Annotated in this window: 17 protein-coding genes; 5 read left to right on the top strand and 12 right to left on the bottom strand. The window is 66.0% G+C overall.

The genetic code is table 11. The features are described 5' to 3' along the window. The coding region (locus tag PMN64_RS27380; RefSeq protein ID WP_411782888.1) for a GMC family oxidoreductase at positions 1-1,031 on the bottom strand (1,031 nt) is incomplete at its 3' end. Further along, positions 1,031-2,158, bottom strand: coding sequence for a mandelate racemase/muconate lactonizing enzyme family protein (locus PMN64_RS27375; protein ID WP_028341189.1), 1,128 nt, complete (start codon positions 2,156-2,158; stop codon positions 1,031-1,033). The genes PMN64_RS27380 and PMN64_RS27375, both read right to left, overlap by 1 nt. Before the next feature lie 122 nt (positions 2,159-2,280). Between PMN64_RS27375 and PMN64_RS27370 the strand changes: the two genes are divergently transcribed. From PMN64_RS27370 to PMN64_RS27360, 3 genes are read left to right on the top strand one after another with little or no spacing between them, the layout of a single operon-like run. After that, positions 2,281-3,036 (top strand): ABC transporter permease, encoded by a 756-nt coding sequence (locus PMN64_RS27370; protein ID WP_411782887.1) that lies wholly within the window; start codon positions 2,281-2,283, stop codon positions 3,034-3,036. Continuing rightward, complete coding sequence (locus tag PMN64_RS27365; protein WP_028341191.1) at positions 3,033-3,842, top strand: ABC transporter ATP-binding protein; 810 nt, start codon at positions 3,033-3,035, stop codon at positions 3,840-3,842. Before PMN64_RS27370 ends, PMN64_RS27365 begins: the two co-directional genes overlap by 4 nt. A gap of 22 nt (positions 3,843-3,864) precedes the next feature. Continuing rightward, a complete protein-coding gene (locus PMN64_RS27360; RefSeq protein ID WP_028335663.1) occupies positions 3,865-4,860 on the top strand; it encodes an ABC transporter substrate-binding protein in 996 nt (331 codons plus the stop codon). Between the two features lie 23 nt (positions 4,861-4,883). Here PMN64_RS27360 and PMN64_RS27355 read toward each other — a convergent pair whose 3' ends face one another. The 10 genes from PMN64_RS27355 to PMN64_RS27310 all read right to left on the bottom strand — a co-directional run bounded on the left by PMN64_RS27355 (position 4,884) and on the right by PMN64_RS27310 (position 16,389). Then, a complete protein-coding gene (locus tag PMN64_RS27355) occupies positions 4,884-6,392 on the bottom strand; it encodes a glycerol-3-phosphate dehydrogenase (RefSeq protein ID WP_411782886.1) in 1,509 nt (502 codons plus the stop codon). Continuing rightward, a complete protein-coding gene (locus PMN64_RS27350; RefSeq protein ID WP_304496654.1) occupies positions 6,389-7,117 on the bottom strand; it encodes a class II aldolase/adducin family protein in 729 nt (242 codons plus the stop codon). Before PMN64_RS27350 ends, PMN64_RS27355 begins: the two co-directional genes overlap by 4 nt. Before the next feature lie 17 nt (positions 7,118-7,134). After that, positions 7,135-8,175, bottom strand: a complete 1,041-nt coding sequence (locus tag PMN64_RS27345) for a 2-hydroxyacid dehydrogenase (protein ID WP_411782885.1) — start codon at positions 8,173-8,175, stop codon at positions 7,135-7,137. Further along, positions 8,168-9,748 carry an FGGY family carbohydrate kinase gene (locus tag PMN64_RS27340; protein ID WP_411782884.1) on the bottom strand — a complete coding sequence of 527 codons (1,581 nt, stop codon included), beginning with the start codon at positions 9,746-9,748 and terminating at the stop codon, positions 8,168-8,170. The genes PMN64_RS27345 and PMN64_RS27340 overlap by 8 nt, the downstream gene beginning before the upstream one ends. 2 nt (positions 9,749-9,750) lie before the next feature. Further along, entirely contained in the window at positions 9,751-10,866 is a 1,116-nt protein-coding gene (locus tag PMN64_RS27335; RefSeq protein WP_411782883.1) for an ABC transporter ATP-binding protein, read from the bottom strand. 12 nt (positions 10,867-10,878) lie between these two features. Next, the gene (locus PMN64_RS27330; RefSeq protein ID WP_411782882.1) at positions 10,879-11,982 is read right to left on the bottom strand and encodes an ABC transporter ATP-binding protein; all 1,104 of its coding nucleotides are present in this window, start codon (positions 11,980-11,982) and stop codon (positions 10,879-10,881) included. A 4-nt stretch (positions 11,983-11,986) separates the two neighbouring features. Further along, a complete protein-coding gene (locus PMN64_RS27325) occupies positions 11,987-12,844 on the bottom strand; it encodes a carbohydrate ABC transporter permease (protein ID WP_018273209.1) in 858 nt (285 codons plus the stop codon). 15 nt (positions 12,845-12,859) lie between these two features. Further along, on the bottom strand, positions 12,860-13,789 hold the full coding sequence (locus PMN64_RS27320; protein WP_411782881.1) for a carbohydrate ABC transporter permease: 930 nt from the start codon (positions 13,787-13,789) through the stop codon (positions 12,860-12,862). 117 nt (positions 13,790-13,906) lie between these two features. Beyond that, positions 13,907-15,346: an extracellular solute-binding protein gene (locus PMN64_RS27315; RefSeq protein ID WP_225645743.1), complete on the bottom strand. Its 1,440-nt coding sequence runs from the start codon at positions 15,344-15,346 to the stop codon at positions 13,907-13,909. Positions 15,347-15,372: 26 nt separating this feature from the next. Continuing rightward, a complete protein-coding gene (locus PMN64_RS27310; RefSeq protein WP_411782880.1) occupies positions 15,373-16,389 on the bottom strand; it encodes a sugar-binding transcriptional regulator in 1,017 nt (338 codons plus the stop codon). Positions 16,390-16,523: 134 nt separating this feature from the next. Here PMN64_RS27310 and PMN64_RS27305 point away from each other — a divergent pair, with 134 nt between their 5' ends. Together PMN64_RS27305 and PMN64_RS27300 are read left to right on the top strand one after the other, a co-directional pair. Further along, positions 16,524-17,804 carry an FGGY-family carbohydrate kinase gene (locus tag PMN64_RS27305; RefSeq protein WP_411782879.1) on the top strand — a complete coding sequence of 427 codons (1,281 nt, stop codon included), beginning with the start codon at positions 16,524-16,526 and terminating at the stop codon, positions 17,802-17,804. Then, positions 17,801-18,670 carry a TIGR01459 family HAD-type hydrolase gene (locus PMN64_RS27300; protein WP_411782878.1) on the top strand — a complete coding sequence of 290 codons (870 nt, stop codon included), beginning with the start codon at positions 17,801-17,803 and terminating at the stop codon, positions 18,668-18,670. Before PMN64_RS27305 ends, PMN64_RS27300 begins: the two co-directional genes overlap by 4 nt. Positions 18,671-18,675: the final 5 nt, after the last annotated feature.

Below are 18,675 nucleotides of genomic sequence, written 5' to 3'. Positions count from 1 at the left end.
ATACGAGATGATATCCTAAGTCTCGTGGGCTCGGAGATGTGTATAAGAGACAGCTGCAACCCCATCTTCGCGAGCTCGACAGGATTGCGGACCTGGTCATTGAGCGAGATCCGCTCCTTCAGGCGCACGATCAGCCGTGCCTGGTAATGGTCCTGCAGATTGGAGCCGACTTCGGGCGAGTCGGTGACGACGGCGATACCGTGCTTGCGAAGCAGGTCGGCCGGACCGATCCCGGAAAGCTGGAGGATTTGCGGCGATTGCAGCGCGCCGCCGGACAGGATGACCTCGCGATCGGCTGTCGCGCGATGAACCTGCCCCTTGCTGATCCACTCGACGCCGGTCGCGACGCGGCCGTTGAAGGTGACTTTGCTCACCTGTGCGTGCGTGATGATGGTCAGGTTGCGCCGGTCGGCAATCGGTCGAAGAAAGGCGGATGCCGAGCTGGTCCGCCAATGCCGCCCGATGCCGAGCTGATAGGAACCGACACCAAGCGTCGTCGCGCCGTTGAAGTCGGGATTGCGCGGCAGACCGAACTGCACGCCAGCCTCCACCCAGGCCCTCGACGCCGGGTTGTCGTTCCGGAGATCGGAGACCTCGAACTCACCGAGGCCGCCGTGAAACTGGCTCTCGCCGCCGCGGTAGCGCTCGTAGCGCCGGAAATAGGGCAGGACGTCGCGATAGCTCCAGCCGGCAGCGCCGAGACGTTCCCAGTCGTCAAAATCCTCGTGCTGGCCGCGGATGAAGATCAGGCCGTTGATCGACGACGATCCGCCGAGCACGCGGCCGCGCGGCCAGATGATGGCGCGGCCGCCGCTTCCTTCCGACGGCTCGGTCTTGAACAGGCGCGAGAAGCGCTCGTTGTAGATGGTCCGGTAATACCCGACCGGCAGCTTGAGCCAGAAATTCCGGTCCGATCCGCCGGCTTCCAGCAGCAGCACGCGGCAGGCAGGATCGGCCGACAGTCTGTTTGCGACCACACAGCCGGCCGACCCCGCACCGACGATGATGTAATCGTAGCCAAGCCCCGACATCAGGCGGTCCGGTATTGTTCGATCGAGGCAAGATCGGGGGTGAAGCCGAGACCCGCCTCGTCGCCGAGCTCGATCATTCCATCGCTGACATGAAGCACGGGGCCGCAGAATTGATCCCGCAGCGGGTTCTCATTGCTGTCGACCTCCAGCAGTCCCTCGCCGCCGACGCCCGCCAGCAGATGCGCCGATGCCAACAGGCCGATGCCGGCGCCGAGATAGTGCGGACAGAACATCTTACCTGACGTCAGGATGTCGCGGGCGACGCCGGCGCAAGCCGAGAGCCCGCCCCACTTGGCGATGTCAGGCTGGACGATACCGAGAACCGGCTCGCTCAGCACCTCGGCAAAGCCGGCGTGGCTCGTGATGTTCTCACCGGCCGCGAGTGGAAAGCGGATCGTCTCGCTCAATTGCTTCCATTCCTGCCGCGGACGGTCCGCGCGGATGGGCTCCTCGAGCCAGTCAAGGCCGAACGGCTCGAGCTGCGGCGCACGCTCGAGCGCCTGCGCGATGGTCCAACCCTGGTTGACGTCGGCTGCAAGCATGCCATTGCCGACGAGGCGGCGCAGCGCGGCGAGGTTGGCCCGGTCGTCTGCCGGATCGAAGCCGATCTTCAGCTTCAAGGCGCGGTAGCCGCGGCCGAGGGCTGCTTCCGCCGCTCGCTCCGATCCGACTGGATTGATGCCGCTGGCATAGACCTTGATCCGCTTCCGCGATCCGCCAAGCAGTTTCCACAACGCAACGTTCCGGCGGCGCGCATGGAGATCCCAGACCGCGAGATCGATGCCGGCGATCGATTGCGCGAACGGGCCCGCTTCGCCGGATTGCAACGCGAGCACCGAAGTTCCCCGCGTTAATCGCTCGAATGCGGCATCAGGTTCGCTTGCCCTGAATCCGACAAGCGCCGGTGCCAGTACCTCGTTGACCAGCCGAACACGATGCTCGGCGCCCGGCGCGGGAAAGTTGCACCAGACCTCGCCCCAGCCCGCGTAACCGTCCGTGTCCTCGACCCGAACGAACACGGCAGGCCGGTCCGCCATGCGCCCGAACGAGGTGATGACCGGCGTCGTCAGCGGATAGCGAAAGCCAAAGGCCTGGACGCTCCGGATAGTGAAAGGCGGCGATGTCATGCGCGGAAAAGCCTGCGGCGCCTACGACCAAAGCGGCGCTTGTATGGTCATCCTATTTATAATATGACTTGGCCAAACATCAACTGCAATCTGGGTGGATGCGTCGAATGGACGGAGCTGGCGTGAGACGCTTTGGTCTCGGGTTGATACCGTGGGTCGGAGCGATCCTGCTCTGGTATGCCGTGCGCTGGAGCGGCTTCGTCAACGCATCGCTGATCCCCGCCCCGCACCAGGTCGCCGCGAAGTTCGTCGAGCTTCTCACCAAGGAAGGCCTTTTGATCGACATCTTCGCCTCGACCAGGCGCGTCTTTTTCGGCGTCTCGCTTGGAATTCTCGTCGCGGTGCCCGTCGGCTTTCTGCTCGGATGGTATCGCCCGGCCCGCACCTTCGCCGACCCCATGATCAACTTCTTCCGCGCGCTGCCGCCGATCGCGCTGATCCCGCTCGTCATCGTCTATTTCGGCGTGGACGAGCTCGCAAAGCTCGTCATCCTGTTCTACGCCTCGTTCTTCTCCGGCGTGATCGTCATGTATGAGGGAGTCTCGCAGATCACGCCGCTCTATATCCGCGTGGCGCAGACGCTCGGCGCCAGTCAGGCGGAAATCTTCCGCAAGGTCATCATTCCCCTCACCGTTCCGCACATCCTCACCGCGCTGCGGGTCGCGCTTGGGGTAGCCTGGGCGACGCTGGTGGCATCCGAACTGATCGCAGCCCAGCGTGGGCTTGGCGCCATGATCCAGAATGCGTCGACCTACTTCCTGCTCGACGTCATCTATGTCGGCATCATCTGCATCGGCCTGATCGCGCTGATCATGGACATGATCCTGCGCAAGATCACGGCCCGGTTGCTGGTCTGGCAGGATCGGGCCATCGCATGACCACGCGTGCACGGTTCGACAAGGTTTCGCTTGCCTTCGAGACCCCGAAGGGACGCCTCAACGTCGTCGAGGATGTCAGCTACGATATCAACGATGGCGATTTCATCGCGGTAATCGGCCCTTCTGGCTGCGGCAAGACCACGATGATGAGCATGCTCGCCGGCTTCCAGAAGCCGACGACCGGAAGCGTGCTGTTCGACGGACAGCCCGTCGCCGGTCCCGGTCCCGAGCGCGGCGTCATCTTCCAGGAATATGGCGTCTTCCCGTGGCTGACGGTGAAACAGAACATCGCATTCGGCCTGACGCTCCGGGCCAATCACGTCGCGGCCGGCGAGCGCGATTCGATCTGCGATCACTATCTCGGCCTGATGGGGCTGTCCGACTTCGCCAACTCCTATCCGAAGCATTTGTCCGGCGGCATGCGTCAGCGGCTCGCGATCGCGCGGGCTTACGCCGTCAAGCCGCAGTTCCTACTGATGGACGAGCCGTTCGGTGCGCTCGACGCCCAGACCCGCTCCAACATGCAGAACCTGCTGCTCAAGGTGCTCCAGACCGAAGGCAAGACGGTCATGCTGATCACCCATTCCGTGGAGGAGGCGATCTATCTCGCGTCCCGTATCGTGGTGGTGACCGCGCGGCCGGCGCGGATCAGGCAGATCATCGACGTGCCGTTCGCCTATCCGCGTGACGAATCGATCCAGGAGCGGCCGGAATTCGGCGAGCTGCGAAGCCATATCAAGCATCTGGTGATGGACGAGTATCGCGCCCAGCAGGCGCAGATGCGTCCGGTCTCATTCTCGGAATAAATAACACAGCGGAGGACGACCTATGGATCGGCGACAGTTTCTGACCACGACGGCCGGGCTTGCCCTCGGAAGCTTCACGGCCGCAGCGCCCGCGATTGCGCAAGCAAAAACAAAAGTTCGTGTCGGCTATCTGCACACCGTTGCCGTCGACGGCCAGATCTGGACCGGCATGGACCGCGGCTCCTTCGAAAAGCAGGGACTGGATCTCGAGCTGCGGCAGTTCAATACCGGCCTCGAAATCTTCCAGGCGCTGATCGGCGGCAGCCTCGACGTGCTGGCGACGGGCGCCGTGCTCTCGAACTTCCCCGCCCGGGGCCAGGGCAAGGTCTTCCTCATCAACGACATCGAGGTTGCGACCGCGCAGCTCTGGGTGCGCGGCGATCAGGGCATCAAGTCGTTCGAGGATCTGAAGGGCAAGCGGATCGCAACTGCGACCGGCACCACCGCGCATGTGTTCCTGGACACCGCGCTGCGCGCGAACAAGGTCGATCCCAAACAGGTCGAACTCGTCAACCAGACCATGCCGGCCGCCGTAACCGCCTTCATTTCAGGCGCCGTGCCTGCCGTTGCGCTCTGGGTGCCCTTCAACGTGACGGTTCGCGACAAGGTGCCGGGCGCGGTCAAGCTCGCCGACGCCTCAGCCTACTATCCAAAGGCCGCGATCATCGGCGGCTGGGCCGCGGCCAACGATTATTACGAGCCCAACAAGGAAACGCTGGCGAAGCTGATCCGTGGCTGGGCCGATGCCAATGACTACATCATTGCGAACAGCACCGAAGCGATGGAAAAGTTGCAGAAGGGCCATTACAGCCAGACGCCGATGGCCGACATCGACGAATCGTTCAAGGCGCAGAAGATGTTCTCGTCGCGGGACTGGAAGCGGATGTATTCCGACGGCACGGTCACCAACTGGCTGCAGCAATCGACCGACTTCTTCATGGCCAATGCCGGCATCAAGGACTTTACGCCGGCAAGCAAATATTTCGATCCGAGCCTGTATTTGAAAACGATTGCGTGACGCATCTGGATGCGGATGCCGTCCTAGAGAAAGCTCTCGAACGCGAGGCGCTGCGCCGGCGTCAAATGCAGGCCGTGCTTGGTGCGCCGATCCAGGAAGTCGGCAGGCTTCCTGGCCCACTCATTCTCTCGAAGATACACCGCTTCGCATTCATAGAACTCACCGCCGAAATGACGGCCCAGGTCGACGGCGCGGCGGACCGGACCCAGCAGTTGGCGCGCGCGCGTCCCATAGAGACGGGCATAGTGATGGACGAGCGGTCGCGGCAAATCGGGATAGTCGCGTGCCAGCCGATTCGCGAATTCATCGAAGCTGCCGCCGATGTCGCCGCCCGGCAGCGGCCGATGCGCGGTCCAGGCCGACGACAGCTTCGGAAACCACGGCGCGAGGCGCTGCAGCGCCTGCTCCGCCAGCCGGCGGTAGGTCGTGATCTTGCCGCCGAAGATCGAGAGCAGCGGCGGCACGCCCTCGGCGCTGTGGACTTCGAACACATAGTCGCGCGTCACGGCCGACGGATTGTCGGCGTTGTCGTCATAGAGCGGCCGGACTCCGGAGAACGCGTGCACGATCGCGCTCGCCTGCGGCGGCGTTTGGAAATAGCGGCGCAAGACCTGCAACAGATAATCGGTCTCGTCCTCACCGATCGCGACGTCCTCGGCCCGGCCGTGATAGGGAATGTCGGTGGTGCCGATCAGCGCGAGGTCGTCCTCATAGGGATTGACGAAGATCACCCGGCGATCGCTGTTCTGCAGCAGATAGGCCTGCGGCCCGCTCCAGAATTTCGGCACCACGATATGGCTGCCCTTGACCAGCCGTACGCTCTGGGCGGAGTTCAGGCCCGCCACGCCCTGGATGACATCCTGAACCCACGGCCCGGCGGCGTTGACCAGCGCGCGCGACCGCACGACCTGCGTTGTGCCGTCATCGCCGTGCATCTCGAGCAGCCAGATCTCGCCGTCGCGGCGCGCACGCACCGCCCGCGTGCGCGGCAGGATGCAGGCGCCGTTCTGCGCGGCATCGATCAGATTGAGGATCACCAGCCTGCTGTCATCGACGCAGCAGTCCGAATATTCGAAGCCTCGCCGGAACTCCCGACGCAGCGGCGCGCCCTCCGGGGCGCGCGACAGATCCAGGCTGCGGCTCGCCGGCAGCTGCTTGCGGCCACCGAGATGGTCGTAGAGCAACAGCCCGGTGCGGACCAGCCAGGCCGGCCGCTGCTCCGGCGAATGCGGCAGCACGAAGCGCATCGGCCAGATGATGTGGGGCGCGGACGCCAGCAGCACCTCGCGCTCGATCAACGCCTCGCGCACCAGGCGGAACTCGTAATATTCGAGATAGCGCAGCCCGCCATGGATCAGCTTGCCCGAGCGCGACGAGGTGCCCTCGGCAAAATCATCCTTCTCGCAAAGCAGGACCTTCAACCCGCGGCCGGCGGCGTCGCGGGCGATGCCGGCGCCGTTGATGCCGCCACCAATGACCGCGATATCGACCAGCCCGTGATCGGTGCCTGCGACCGGCGCAGTCCCCGTCATCGCCTGCTGCTACGCCGTTTCTCGGCGCGGCGCGGTGCCGCCTTTGCCGTCGCGCGGGCCTTGTTCGGCTTCGGCGCCTGCAGGCCGTAGGTGGAGAAGCCCTTCGCGGTGTCGGCAATCTCCTCGTCGGTCAGGATGACGCGCGAGTCGAGCGCCAGCGAGAGGTAGTACTGCCGCGCGATGGTCTCGAGCTCGACCGCGAGCCACATCGCCTTGTCGAGATTGGCGCCGAGCGCGATCATGCCGTGATTGGCGAGCAGGCAGCCATTGCGGCCTTCCAGCGCCGTGATCGCATGGTCGGACAATTCCTTGGTGCCGTAGCGCGCGTAGCCGGCGCAGCGGATCTCGGTGCCGCCGAACGCCGCCATCATGTAGTGGCAGGCCGGGATCGGCTTGCGCGCGATCGCGAGCACGGTCGCGTAGGTCGAGTGAGTATGGACGATGGCGCCGACATCGGGCCGGGCGCGCGTGATGTCGAGATGGAAGCGCCATTCGGTGGACGGCTGCAGCGGCCCCTCCCACGTGCCATAATCGCCCTCGAGCGGCATCGAGGCGATCATCTCCGGCTTCATCGAATCGTAGGGCGTCGCCGACGGCGTGATCAGCATCCGGTCCTTGTAGCGGGCGGAGATGTTGCCCGATGTCCCCTGGTTGAGACCCGACGCGTTCATCCACCGGCACTTGGCGATAACAGCCTCGCGCAATTGTCGTTCCTCACGGGTCATACGAACTGCCTTTCTCTTCAGCACGGATTGCGTGGCGGCTCGCCGGCCAGGAAGCGACGAACCTCTTCGGCCGCCTGCCCGGCGGCCACGGTGACGGTGCGCACGGAGGCGCCGGCGATGTGCGGCGTCAGCGTGACGTTGGGAAGTCGCAGCAGCGGCCAGTCCGCCGGGACCGGCTCGACCGCGAAGGTGTCGAGCATGGCGCCGCCGAGATGCCCCGATGCCAGCGCATCATGCAGCGCCTCGTAGTCGACCAGCGGCCCGCGCGCGGTGTTGATCAGGAACGCGCCCGGCTTGATCCGCGCCAGCGCCTCGCGCCCGATGAAACGGGTGGTCTCCGGCGTCACCCGGGCGTGCAGCGTGACGACGTCGGCGCGGCCGAGCAATTCGCCGAGCGCGACATGCTCGACGCCGTCATTGCGGTCCTGGGCGCTGAGCTGGACATAGGGGTCGGCGACCAAAATCTTGCAGCCGAAGGCCTTCAGCAGCTTGACCACGCGACTGCCGATCGCGCCATAGCCGACAATGCCGACCGTCATCTCGCCGAGCTCGCGCCCGGTGCGATCGGCGCGATAGAGATCGCCGCGCCATTCCCCGCCACGCAGCGCCTCGTGGCCGCTGCGGATCAGGCGCGTCTCGGCCAGAATGGCGCCGATGGTGAACTCCGCGACCGCACTCGCATTGCGGCCGGGCGTATTGACCACCAGCACGTTGTGGTCGCGCGCCGCCTGCATGTCGATGTTGACCGGGCCGCCCCGCGACACCGCGATGAACTTCAGCTTCGGCAGCCGCTCCAGCATCGACCGCGAGATCGGCGCCAGATGCGTGACGAGCAGCTCGGCATCGCCGATGAAGCCGATGATCTCGTCGGGCTGCCCCATGAATTCCTTCAGGCCATCGAGCTTCGAGCCGGCGTAACCGTGCTCCATCGGCTCGTCCGGCCAAGGCTGCTCCAGGGTGCGGATATCGACGCCATCGCCGCAGGCCGATCGGATGTGCTCGGCGAACACCGAGGGCAGCATGAAGCGGTCGCCGACGATGGCGATGGACTTAGACATGATCGCCTCCGGCACGCAGCGCGGCGAGTTGCTTCCAGACCGGCCGCGACGCCAGCCTTGCCTCGAGATAGGTCGGGAAGATGCTGGCATAGCGCTTCGCCAGCGCGGCGTCCGGCGATTGCGGCGCGCTTAGATGCGGCGCGACCCACTGCTCGGCGCATGCGCGCATGTCGGGATAGGCATCGATCGCGACCGCCGCGATCATCGCAGCACCTGCTGCGCCGGCCTCGGCACGGCTGCAGATCCGGACGTCGCAATCCAGTGCGGCCCCGAGGATGGCGCCGAGCGCACGGCTCTTCGCCGCGCCGCCTGTGATCCTGATATCGCGCGGCAGCGACCCCATCGCCGCGTAACAATCCCGTGCGGCGAAGGCCAGGCCCTCCATCACGCCGCGCATCAGGTCGCCATAGCGGTGGCGCGACCGCAGGCCGAAGAATTGCGCGCTGGCCTCATGCGCGACGAACGGACCGCGCTCGCCAGCATCGGAAATGAACGGATGAAACAGCACCTCGCCGGGCCTCGCCCGCTGCACCTGATCGTCGAGCCGGCGGATCAGCTCAGTGCGCGTGCGCGTCACGCCTTCCGCCGCCAGCATGTCGCAGGCGAGATCGAGCATCCAGTCGATGTTCAGCGTCGCCGCCATGTTGGACTGCATCTGGGCATAATGACCCGGTACCGGGAACGGCATGGTGTAGCCGGTTGCCTCCCGATTCAGCGTCACCGCGTCGGCGCTCGGAACCAGTCGCATATGCATGCCGGTCGAGCCGATGATGGTGCAGCCGACATCGGGTGACGGATCGTAGAGCCCGGCGCCGAGCGCATTGCAGATCACGTCCACATAGCCGAGGCAGACCGGCACACCTTCCGGCAGGCCGATCTCGATGGCGGCGGCCGCTGTCAGCGGATGCGTCATGACCGCGCCGTCGACGACCGGAGGGAACAGGCGCGTCAGCTCGGCGATACCGATCAACCGCGCGGTCTCCGCATCGAATGCTCGCTTGCGGAAATCGCCGCAGGAGAAGGTGGCTTCCGACGGATCGGTTGCGCGCTCGCCGGTGAGCAGGAAATAAAGCCAGTCCTTGCAGTGGAAGGCCGTTGTCGCGCTGGCGATCGTGTCGGGCATATGGGCCTGCAGCCACGCCAGTTGCGGCCCCTGCTGGCAGGCATTGAGCCCGGAGCCGGTGCGGCGATAGAGCGATGCGTTGCGCTCGCCGGCGCGAATCTCCTCGACCAGCCGGCCGGCGCGCGAGTCGAGCCACAGCAGCGCCGGCGCAACCGGCCGGCCGTCGTCATCGATCAGCCAGGTGCCGTCGCCCTGCCCGGTCACCGCGACGGCCGCGATCCGCGCCGACAGGTCAGGCACTGACTTCGCCAGCGCACGAATGACGGCGACCGTATCGCTCCAGGTCTGCGCCATGTCCTGCTCGACATGGCCGCTGGCCGGGTTGCTATACGCATTCGGCCGCGAAACATCGGCAAGCTGCTCGCCGGTCAGCGTGAACGCCACCGCCTTGATCAGCGAGGTACCGGCATCGATGCCGATGATGACGTCGCGGCTTGCGGAAGCGGTCATCGTCACGCTCCCTCCGCATGGCGAATGCAGGTCCCGTCACTGCCAAAGATGTGCAGGTGACGCGGCTCCAGCGCGAACGAGACAATCTCTCCCGGCCGCGCGGCGACGCGGCCCGGCATGACCGCGATCAGCATGCGGCCGCCGCAATCGCCGGCGACATGCGATTGATCGCCGAGCCACTGGTTGGAGACGACGTTGACTTTGACGTCACCGGTCCCGACCGCGATTTTCTGCGGACGAATGCCGATCCGCACCTGCGTCGTGGCGGCGAGCGCCTTCGCCGCCTCAACGTCGAGTCCGGCGCCGGCGATATCGAAACGCATGTCGGTTCCGACCGACAGGCGGAAGCCGCCATCCGACCGCGTCACGCCAGCGTCGAGCAGGTTCATCGGCGGCTCGCCGATGAAGCTCGCGACGAACAGATTGGCCGGCCGGCCCTTCAGCTCCTTTTCGCTGGCGAACTGCTGCAGCACGCCGCCTTCCATGACAGCGATGCGGTCGGCCAGCGCACTCGCTTCGGTCTGGTCGTGGGTGACGAAGATCGCGGTCATGCCGCGCTCGGCAAGCAAGCTCTTGATCCGGCCGCGCAGCACCGCGCGCAGCTGCGGTTCGAGCTGCCCCATCGGCTCATCGAGCAGATAGAGATCGGCGTCGCGCACCAGCGCCCGCGCCAGTGACACGCGCTGCTGCTGGCCGCCCGAGATCGCGCGCGGATAGCTGTCGAGGATGTCCTCGATCTCGACCAGGCGGGCGATCTCGTCGACGCGACGCGCCACCTCGGCGCGCGGCAATTGGGCGGATTTCAGCGCGAACGCGACGTTCTCGCGGACCGTGAGCGGCGGATAGAGCGAGTAGCCCTCGAACGCCATCGCGACCTTGCGCCGCGCCGGCGGCAGCTCGTGGATCCGCCGCCCGCCGAGCGCGATCGATCCGGCCGAGACGTCCTCGAACCCCGCGATCATGCGCAAGGTCGAGGTCTTGCCGCAGCCCGACGATCCCAACAGTGCGACGATCTCGCCCTTCTCGACCGCCATATCGAGCGCGCGCACCGCATGCACCGGCTCTTTGCCGCGGCTGCGATAGACCTTGTCGATGCCTCGAAGCTCGAGCATGTCCATGACCATCCGCTCCTATGCCGCCTTGAGCCGGTGCGACGCCCCGATCCGCAGGCCGGTCGCGCGATCGAACAGCATCGCGGCGTCGGGCGCGAAGCGGACGAAAACGGCATCGTCGGCCGCGCCTTGCGGCGCATCCGGCGGCAGCGCCGCCAGCCATTCCGTTCCGTCGGCAAGACGGAGCAGCAGCACCGCCTTCTCATGCATCGGCGTGATCGCGAGAATGCGCGCCGGGACGGCGTCATCGGTGGACGCCGACGAGACCGCGAGATCCTCGGGCCGGACGCCGAGCCAACAGGCACCGGCAGGTGCTGCGCCATCGGCCGCGCCGAGCCGCATCCTGGCGCCGGCGATGTCAGCCGACAGCATGCCGTGCTCCGCTACCGGCGAGACCTCGGCGAGGTTGATGGTCGGATCGCCGAACAGGCGCGCGACCGCGACCGATGCGGGCTGGGCATAGATATCGGCAGGCGTTGCGACCTGCGCGAGCCGGCCGTCGACCAAGACCGCGATGCGGTCGGCGATCGCCATCGCCTCGCGATAGTCCTGGGTCACGTAGAGCACCGCGGCAGTGCCGCGCCGCAGCAGGTTCGGCAGCTCGAGCCGCATCTCGTAGCGCAGCTTGGCATCGACATTGCGCAGGGGATCATCCAGCAGCAGAACATCCGGATTGCCGATCAGCGCCCGTGCCAGCGCGGTGCGCTGCTTCTGTCCGTTCGACAGTTCGCGCGGCGCGTGGCCGAGCACGTGCTCGATCTTGAGCAGCCTGCTGATCGCGGCAACGCGGCCGGCGACATCGCCGCCGCCGGCCCTGGCGCGCAGGCCGCTTGCGATATTCTCGTGGGCGGTCATGTGCGGGAACAAGGCAAAGTTCTGGAACGCCATGCCGATCCCGCGCCGTTCGGGCGGGGCACCGACGACCGAGCGGCCGCCGACCAGGATGTCGCCGTCATCAGGCTCGAACATGCCCGCGATCATGCGCAGCAGCACGGTCTTGCCGCTGCCGGACGGTCCGAACACCGCCACGATCTCGCCGGGCTCGACCGCCAGCGACAATCCGTCGGCGGGCCGTGCCGCACCGAATGCCTTGCTCACCGAGTTGATCTCGAGACGCGCCATCGGATCAGCCTTTCACCGCGCCGAGCGAGAGACCCTCGACCAGATAGCGCTGCGCATAGAGCGCAAGCAACAGGGTCGGCGTCACCGACAGCACGATCGCGGCCGCGATCTGGCCGTACTGGATGCCGGACGCGGTGACGAAGGCAAGCGCGCCGACCGTCACCGGCTGCTTGTCGGCGGAGGCCAGGATCAGCGCGAAGACGAAATTGTTCCAGCAGAAGATGAAGGACAGCAGGCCCGCCGCAGCGATCCCCGGCCCTGCCAGCGGCACCGCGATCCTGGTGAAGGCCTCGCGCCAGGAATGCCCGGCGAGCCGGTAGGCATGCTCGATATCAGGGCTGATATCCTCGAAATAGCCGCGCACGATCCACAGGATCAGCGGCAGCGCGATCAGTTGATAGACCCAGACGATACCGAAGTAGGTGTCGTTGAGACCGAGCTCCTGGTAGTACAGCGACAGCGGCAGCAGCACGAGCAGCGGCGGCGCAAAGCGGAACGACAGCAACGTGAAGGCGATGCTCTCGCCGAGGCGGAATTTGAAGCGCGCAAACGCGTAGGCCGCCGGCACGCCGAGCAGCAGCGCCAGCAGCACCGCCGCACTCGACAGCACAACGCTGTTGAAGAGATTGCGCATGAAGGAGATCTGCAGATTGCCGGCCGCGGTGCGCAGCTGGCCGGAGATCAACGCCTCGTAATTCGCAAGCGTCGGCTCGAACAGGATCCGCGGCGGGATCCGCAGGATCTGCTCATTAGTCTGGAACGACATCAGGAAGATCCAGACGATCGGAAACATGAAGAAGATCAGGATCAGCGTGAGCGCCACGCCGCGGAAGATGCGACCGGCAAGGCTGGAATGTTCCATCGCGCCTCTCCCCCGTCACGCGTGGCCGTGCGCACGCGCGCGCAACCGCAGCCAGTTCTTGATGAAGATGTTCGACAGGATGTTGGTGATGAGCCAGAGGATCATCAGCAGCGCAGCCGACCTGCCGACATTGGTGTACTGAAAGAATTCCAGATAGGCCTGTACCTGGAACACCATCAGCCGGTCGCCCGGCCCGCCCTGCGTCATCGCATAGATGATGTCGAACTGCTGGATCGAATCGAGCAGCCGGAACAGCGACGCCGTGATGATGTACGGCGCGAGCATCGGCAGCGTGATGCGGAAGAAGACAAAGCTCGCCGGCACGCCGTCGAGCGCCGCGGCCTCGAACGGCTGCCGCGGCAGCGAGCGCAGGCCCGCGAGCAACAGGATCATGATGAAGGGCGTGTAGACCCAGACGTCGACCAGCACGACCGTGAACAGTGCCGTCGACGGATCGGAGGCCCATTTGAAATCGGTGACGCCGAACAGGCCCACGAAATAAGACAAGATGCCGAAGCTCGGATTGGTCATCAGCTTCCACATCAGCGCGGCGATCGCCGGCGCCGTCATCAGAGGCAGTAGCAGCATGATCGACACCGCATTGTGGAAGCGGGTCGGCCGGCGCAGCAGCAGCGCGATGCCGAGGCCGAGCAGAAGCTCGAGCACGACGGTCAGCACGGTATAGGTGATCGAGACCTGGAACGTATTCCAGAACGCCGGATCGGACAGGAAGTCGATGTAGTTGCCGGCGCCGATGAAGCCGCGCAGGTAAGGCAGGTTCAGCCGGTAGCGCTGCAGCGAATAGACCGCCGCGGTCACGAACGGAACCAGGATCGCCACGCAGACGAGCAGCGCCGGCAGGCTGAGCAGATAGGGCAAGAGGCGCACGCGCGGCCTTGGTTTGGCCGGCGCTGCCTGCGCGTTCGTCTGGAGAAGTTGGACCATGCTCATGATGATAAGAGATCGCGTTCGGCTGGCAAACGCCGCCGGCTCGGATGGGACAAGGGTCCGAGCCGGCGGATGGGTGCGGTGCGGGGGATCAGGCACCGCACAGTTGATCCGTCAACCGAGACCGGCCTGCTTGAGCTGGCGGTTGATGCTGTCGGCGAGCTTGTCGAGCCCTTCGTCGACGCTGACCTCCTTGGCCACCATCTTCTGCAGCGAGGCGGCCCACTCGGTCGTCAGGTCGAAGAACAGCGGCTGCGCCGTGAAGTAGATCTTGGCGCCGGGCGACGACATGTCGTGCTGCTCGAGATAGCCCGGATAGGACTTTGCGATGCGGTCGCGGAACTCGCTGTCCTTCCACACCGACGCGCGAACCGGATTGACGAAGTCCATCTTGCGCGCGCCGAACAGGTCGTGCTCGACCGAGGCCGCCCATTGCATGAACAGCCACGCCGCGTCCTTTTGCTTGGAGAAGCTCGACATCGCGAGCGACCAGATCCAGACATTCGGGGTCGGCGCCTTGGCGGCCGGATTGGCGGCGAACGGCGCATAGCCGAGATGCCCCTTCTCCTTGTTGTCGCCGCCGTTCATGAAATAGCCGAGAATGTCGGCGTCGAAGATCATGCCGGAGGCGCCGGCGCCGAGATCGGTGCCGACCTGGTACCAGGTGTAGGTCGACCAGTTCTTCGGGCCCGAGGTCTGGATCATCTTGACCCACTTGTCGTGAAAATCCTTCGAGGCCTTGGTGTTCATCGCGGCCTTCAGCTTGCCGCCCTCCATCACGAAATCCTTCTGGCCGAAGTTCGAATAGGCCGACAGGAAGCCCGGATGGATGGTCGCCCAGGAGCGCGAGCCGCGCACGCCGACGCCGTAGGGGCCGCCGGCGTCCTTGGTGATCTTGGCCGCGACCTCCAGCATCTCGTCGAGATTCTTCGGCGGCTTGACGCCCACCTTGTCGAAGACGTTGCGGTTGTAGGTGATGTTGTTGAGCTCATAGCCCCAGGGGATGCACCATTGTTTGGCCTTGCCCGAGCCGAGCTCGGAGCCGGCGACGCCGTCCCACGCCGTCGAGGCGCGCAGGCCCGGCAGCACGTCGTCCCAGGCGAAGGCCGGATTGGTCTTGGCCGGATCCTTGATGTAGGTGTTGAGGTCTTCGATCCAGCCCGCCGGACCATAGGTCCAGGTCATGTAGGCGCCGGTCATGAAGGCGTCGTACTGGTCCGACTTCGACGACAGCGCCGCCGTCACCTTGTCGAAATAAACGTCCTCCGGGAAGATGTCGTAGGTGACGTTCATGCCGGTGAGCGACTTGAACGCCTCGATGTCGCCGATCATCGCATCGACATAGGGATGCTTGTTGAGCAGCAGCTTGACGCTCTTGCCGCTCTGGGCCTTCCAGTTGAAGTCGGCGGCCATCGCCTTCGACATCGAGGAGGCGAAGGCGGCGTTGGCGGCGATGCCCGCGATGCCGAGCTTGGCGGCGCCGTCCAGGAGATCGCGGCGGCTGATGCGTTTGGCAGCGTAGGAGTCGAACAGATTCTTCTCGCGATCGAACATGTATTTCCTCTCCTTGTTGACGCTTGTTATGTGTCCTTCCGGGTCTTGCTTCTTGTCTTGCCGGATGTGGTCTCCGGCTTGTCGGTGGCGAGCGCCTTTGCTGTCGCTTCGTCGATGATGAGGCCGTGCAGAACGCCGCTGCGCAGCACCCCGCGCAACGCGGTCACCTTGGCCGGGCCGCCGGCGATGGCGACGATCCGGTGCTTCCTGAGATCGGGCATGCTCATCGAGGTGGCGCGGGCCGAGAGATCGGTGTCCAGCACCGTTCCGTCGGCGCTGAAGAAATGTCCGAGCAGGTCGGCGCAGGCGCCGACGCGCTTCAGCTCGACGACCTCGTCGGGCCTGATCATGCCGCTCGATACCAGAAAGCCGTCGCGGCTGACCTGGCCGATGCCGACGAACAGCAGCGAGGCCTTGCGCGCCAGCGCGAACACGTCGGCGATGCCGAATTGCTGCATCAGCACGGCACGGTCGGCGACCGAATTGGCGAACACCGGCACCGGCAGCAGATAGGCTTCCGCGCCGGTGCGCTCGGCGAGCTTGTGAATCACGTCGAACGGATTGGCGGCAAATTTCCGCGTCAGTCCGCCGAGCAGCGACACGAACTGCGCGTCGCGCGCCGGCGTCTGCGGCATCTGCTCCACGACCGCCGCGAGTGTGCGGCCATGGCCGAAGCCGATCACCTTGTCCTGGCCGCGCTCCAGGATCTGGCGCAGGAAGCTCGCGCCTTCGAGCGCCAGCGCCTTCAGCGGCAGATCGCCCTCGCCGAGATCAGGCGCGACGCGGCAGAACGAGAGGCCGAAGCGTTGCGCGAGATCGTTCTCCAGCGCGACGCATTCGGCGACCGGCCCCTCGACGAACACGCGGATCATGCCCTCGCGGCTGGCGCGCGCGATCAGGCGATGCGCCTTGGTGCTCTGGATATTGAGGCGGTCGGCGACCTCGGACTGGGTGAGCCCCGCCGCGAAATACAGCCACGCCGCGCGCGTCGCGAGCGACGCCTCGCCGTCGATCACCGGCAGCCTGTCGGGCGGGGGTGCCATATCAGGAAAAGTCCGCTTGCAAATTTATTCACGTCCTGCAAAAAATTGCAGAGGCCGAACGGGGCGTCAATCCCCCAAACGTGCTGCAGCGCAACCAACGTCGACGCGCGCGCACCAGAGAGCGATGAGGTCGCATGGGAGGTTTGTATCTCGGCATCGATGTCGGAACCGGAGGCGTGCGAGCCTGCGCAATTGATCCGCAGGGCGGCATCCTCGGCTTCGCTGCCGTCGCGCTGCCCGCACCGCGCGTCGACGGCAACGCCATCGACCAGACACCGGAGCTGTGGTGGCAGGCTACGGTGGCGGCCATCCGCAAGCTCGGCGGGAGCGTCGGTCTCGGCGATGTCACGCGCATCGTCGTCGACGGTACGTCGGGCACGCTGCTGCTGGTCGACGCCGCCGGTCGGCCCTGCTCGCCGGGGCTGATGTACAATGATGCACGCGCCACGCGTGAGGCGACGCGCGTCGCGGCGGTCGCCCCGCGCGAGAGCGGCGCGCATGGCGCGAGCAGCGCGCTCGCCAAGCTGCTCTATCTGCTGAGCCATGACTATATCGGCGATGCGCGCCACGCCGTTCACCAGGCGGACTGGATCGCCGGCCGGCTCGCGAGCCATCACGGCATCAGCGACGAGAACAACGCGCTGAAGCTCGGCTACGACCCGGTCGCGCGCGTCTGGCCGCCCTGGCTTGACCAGCTCGGCGTGCGAGACGATCTGCTCCCCGAAGTGCTGGTGCCGGGCACGCCATTCGCCGAGATGGATCCGCAAATCGCGCGGTCGCTCGGACTGCCGCCCACGGCGCAGGTCGCCGCCGGCACCACCGATGGCGTTGCGGCCTTCATCGCAACGCGCGCCGACCAGCCGGGCGATGCCGTCACCTCGCTCGGCACCACGCTGGTGGTGAAGCAGCTTGCGACCCAACCGATCTTCGCGGCCGACCAAGGCGTCTATTCGCATCGGCTCGGCGAACGCTGGCTTGCCGGCGGCGCCTCGAACTCCGGCGGCGCCGCGCTGCTGGTGCATTTCACCGCCGCCGAGATGGAGCAGCTGACACCGCAGATGACGCCGGACCAGCCGACCGGGCTCGACTACTATCCGCTGCCAAAACCCGGCGAACGCTTTCCGATCGCCGATCCGGCGCTGGCCGCGCGGGTCACGCCGCGTCCGGCTGAGGACTGCCGATTCTTCCAGGGGCTGCTCGAGGGTATCGCCTCGGTGGAAGCCCTCGCCTACCGCCAGCTGGCGCGGCTCGGCGCGCCGCGCCTGCGCCGCGTCATCGGCATCGGCGGCGGCGCGAAGAACGACGCATGGACCCGGATCAGGCATCGCGTCCTCGGCGTTCCCGTCTCGGTCGCCGAGCAGACCGAAGCAAGCTACGGCGCCGCGCTGCTGGCGCTGAACGGAGGCCCGCCATGAAGGCCGACGCGACCGCGATCGCCGGCCTTCACGCCATCGCCGACCGCTTCGATCATGTGCTGCTCGACCAGTGGGGCACGCTGCATGAGGGACTGGCGGTGTTCCCCGCGGCGCTGGATTGCGTGGCGCGTCTGCGCGAAGCCGGCAAGCGCATCCTGATCCTGTCCAATTCCGGCAAGCGCGCCGGCAGCAACCAGCGGCGGCTCGCGACGCTCGGCCTGCCGCCCGACGCCTATGACGGCGTGTTGTCCTCGGGCGAGGTCACCTGGCGCGGCCTGCATGCGCGCGAGCAGGCTCCCTTTGCCGAGCTCGGACGCGCCTGCTTCCTGATCTCGCGCGACGGTGACCGCTCGATCGTCGACGGCACCGACCTTGTGGTGGTCTCGAACATGCGCGACGCCGACTTCATCCTGCTCGGCGGTCTCGACGATGACGCGGCCGAGCCCGAACGCTGGCGTGAGCCGCTTGCAACCGCTGCCGCACGCCAGCTGCCGATGCTGTGCGCCAATCCCGATCTCGTGATGTTCGGAGTCGCGGGGCTGATCCCAGCGCCGGGCGCACTCGCCGCATTCTACCATTCGCTCGGCGGCACCGTGCTGTTCGTCGGCAAGCCGTATCCACCGATGTTTGCCGCCGCGCGCGATCAATTGGGACGGCCGCCGCCGGACCGGATCCTCGTCATCGGCGACTCCCTCGATCACGATATCGCCGGTGGACGGACCGCCGGCATGCTGACCCTGCTGATCGGCTCTGGCGCCCACCGCGCGACGCTTGCGCAGGCGAGCGATCTGCCGCGGGCGATCAAGACCGTGGCCGGCACAGCGGCGCGGATGCCGCACTGGACGATGGACCATCTGACCTGGTGAGAACA

Origin of the sequence: Bradyrhizobium sp. UFLA01-814 (assembly GCF_046718885.1) — a bacterium.
Classification (GTDB): Bacteria; Pseudomonadota; Alphaproteobacteria; order Rhizobiales; family Xanthobacteraceae; genus Bradyrhizobium; species Bradyrhizobium elkanii.
The sequence above is the reverse complement of the archived record's forward strand: the minus strand, read 5'-3'. Positions and strand labels throughout refer to the sequence as shown.

Excerpts from the sequence above, each read along its gene's own strand:
- PMN64_RS27375 (WP_028341189.1), bottom strand. The coding sequence starts at position 2,158 with ATGACATCGCCGCCTTTCACTATCCGGAGCGTCCAGGCCTTTGGCTTT.
- PMN64_RS27365 (WP_028341191.1), top strand. The coding sequence starts at position 3,033 with ATGACCACGCGTGCACGGTTCGACAAGGTTTCGCTTGCCTTCGAGACC.
- PMN64_RS27360 (WP_028335663.1), top strand. The coding sequence starts at position 3,865 with ATGGATCGGCGACAGTTTCTGACCACGACGGCCGGGCTTGCCCTCGGA.
- PMN64_RS27355 (WP_411782886.1), bottom strand. The coding sequence starts at position 6,392 with ATGACGGGGACTGCGCCGGTCGCAGGCACCGATCACGGGCTGGTCGAT.
- PMN64_RS27350 (WP_304496654.1), bottom strand. The coding sequence starts at position 7,117 with ATGACCCGTGAGGAACGACAATTGCGCGAGGCTGTTATCGCCAAGTGC.
- PMN64_RS27345 (WP_411782885.1), bottom strand. The coding sequence starts at position 8,175 with ATGTCTAAGTCCATCGCCATCGTCGGCGACCGCTTCATGCTGCCCTCG.
- PMN64_RS27340 (WP_411782884.1), bottom strand. The coding sequence starts at position 9,748 with ATGACCGCTTCCGCAAGCCGCGACGTCATCATCGGCATCGATGCCGGT.
- PMN64_RS27335 (WP_411782883.1), bottom strand. The coding sequence starts at position 10,866 with ATGGACATGCTCGAGCTTCGAGGCATCGACAAGGTCTATCGCAGCCGC.
- PMN64_RS27330 (WP_411782882.1), bottom strand. The coding sequence starts at position 11,982 with ATGGCGCGTCTCGAGATCAACTCGGTGAGCAAGGCATTCGGTGCGGCA.
- PMN64_RS27325 (WP_018273209.1), bottom strand. The coding sequence starts at position 12,844 with ATGGAACATTCCAGCCTTGCCGGTCGCATCTTCCGCGGCGTGGCGCTC.
- PMN64_RS27320 (WP_411782881.1), bottom strand. The coding sequence starts at position 13,789 with ATGGTCCAACTTCTCCAGACGAACGCGCAGGCAGCGCCGGCCAAACCA.
- PMN64_RS27315 (WP_225645743.1), bottom strand. The coding sequence starts at position 15,346 with ATGTTCGATCGCGAGAAGAATCTGTTCGACTCCTACGCTGCCAAACGC.
- PMN64_RS27310 (WP_411782880.1), bottom strand. The coding sequence starts at position 16,389 with ATGGCACCCCCGCCCGACAGGCTGCCGGTGATCGACGGCGAGGCGTCG.
- PMN64_RS27305 (WP_411782879.1), top strand. The coding sequence starts at position 16,524 with ATGGGAGGTTTGTATCTCGGCATCGATGTCGGAACCGGAGGCGTGCGA.
- PMN64_RS27300 (WP_411782878.1), top strand. The coding sequence starts at position 17,801 with ATGAAGGCCGACGCGACCGCGATCGCCGGCCTTCACGCCATCGCCGAC.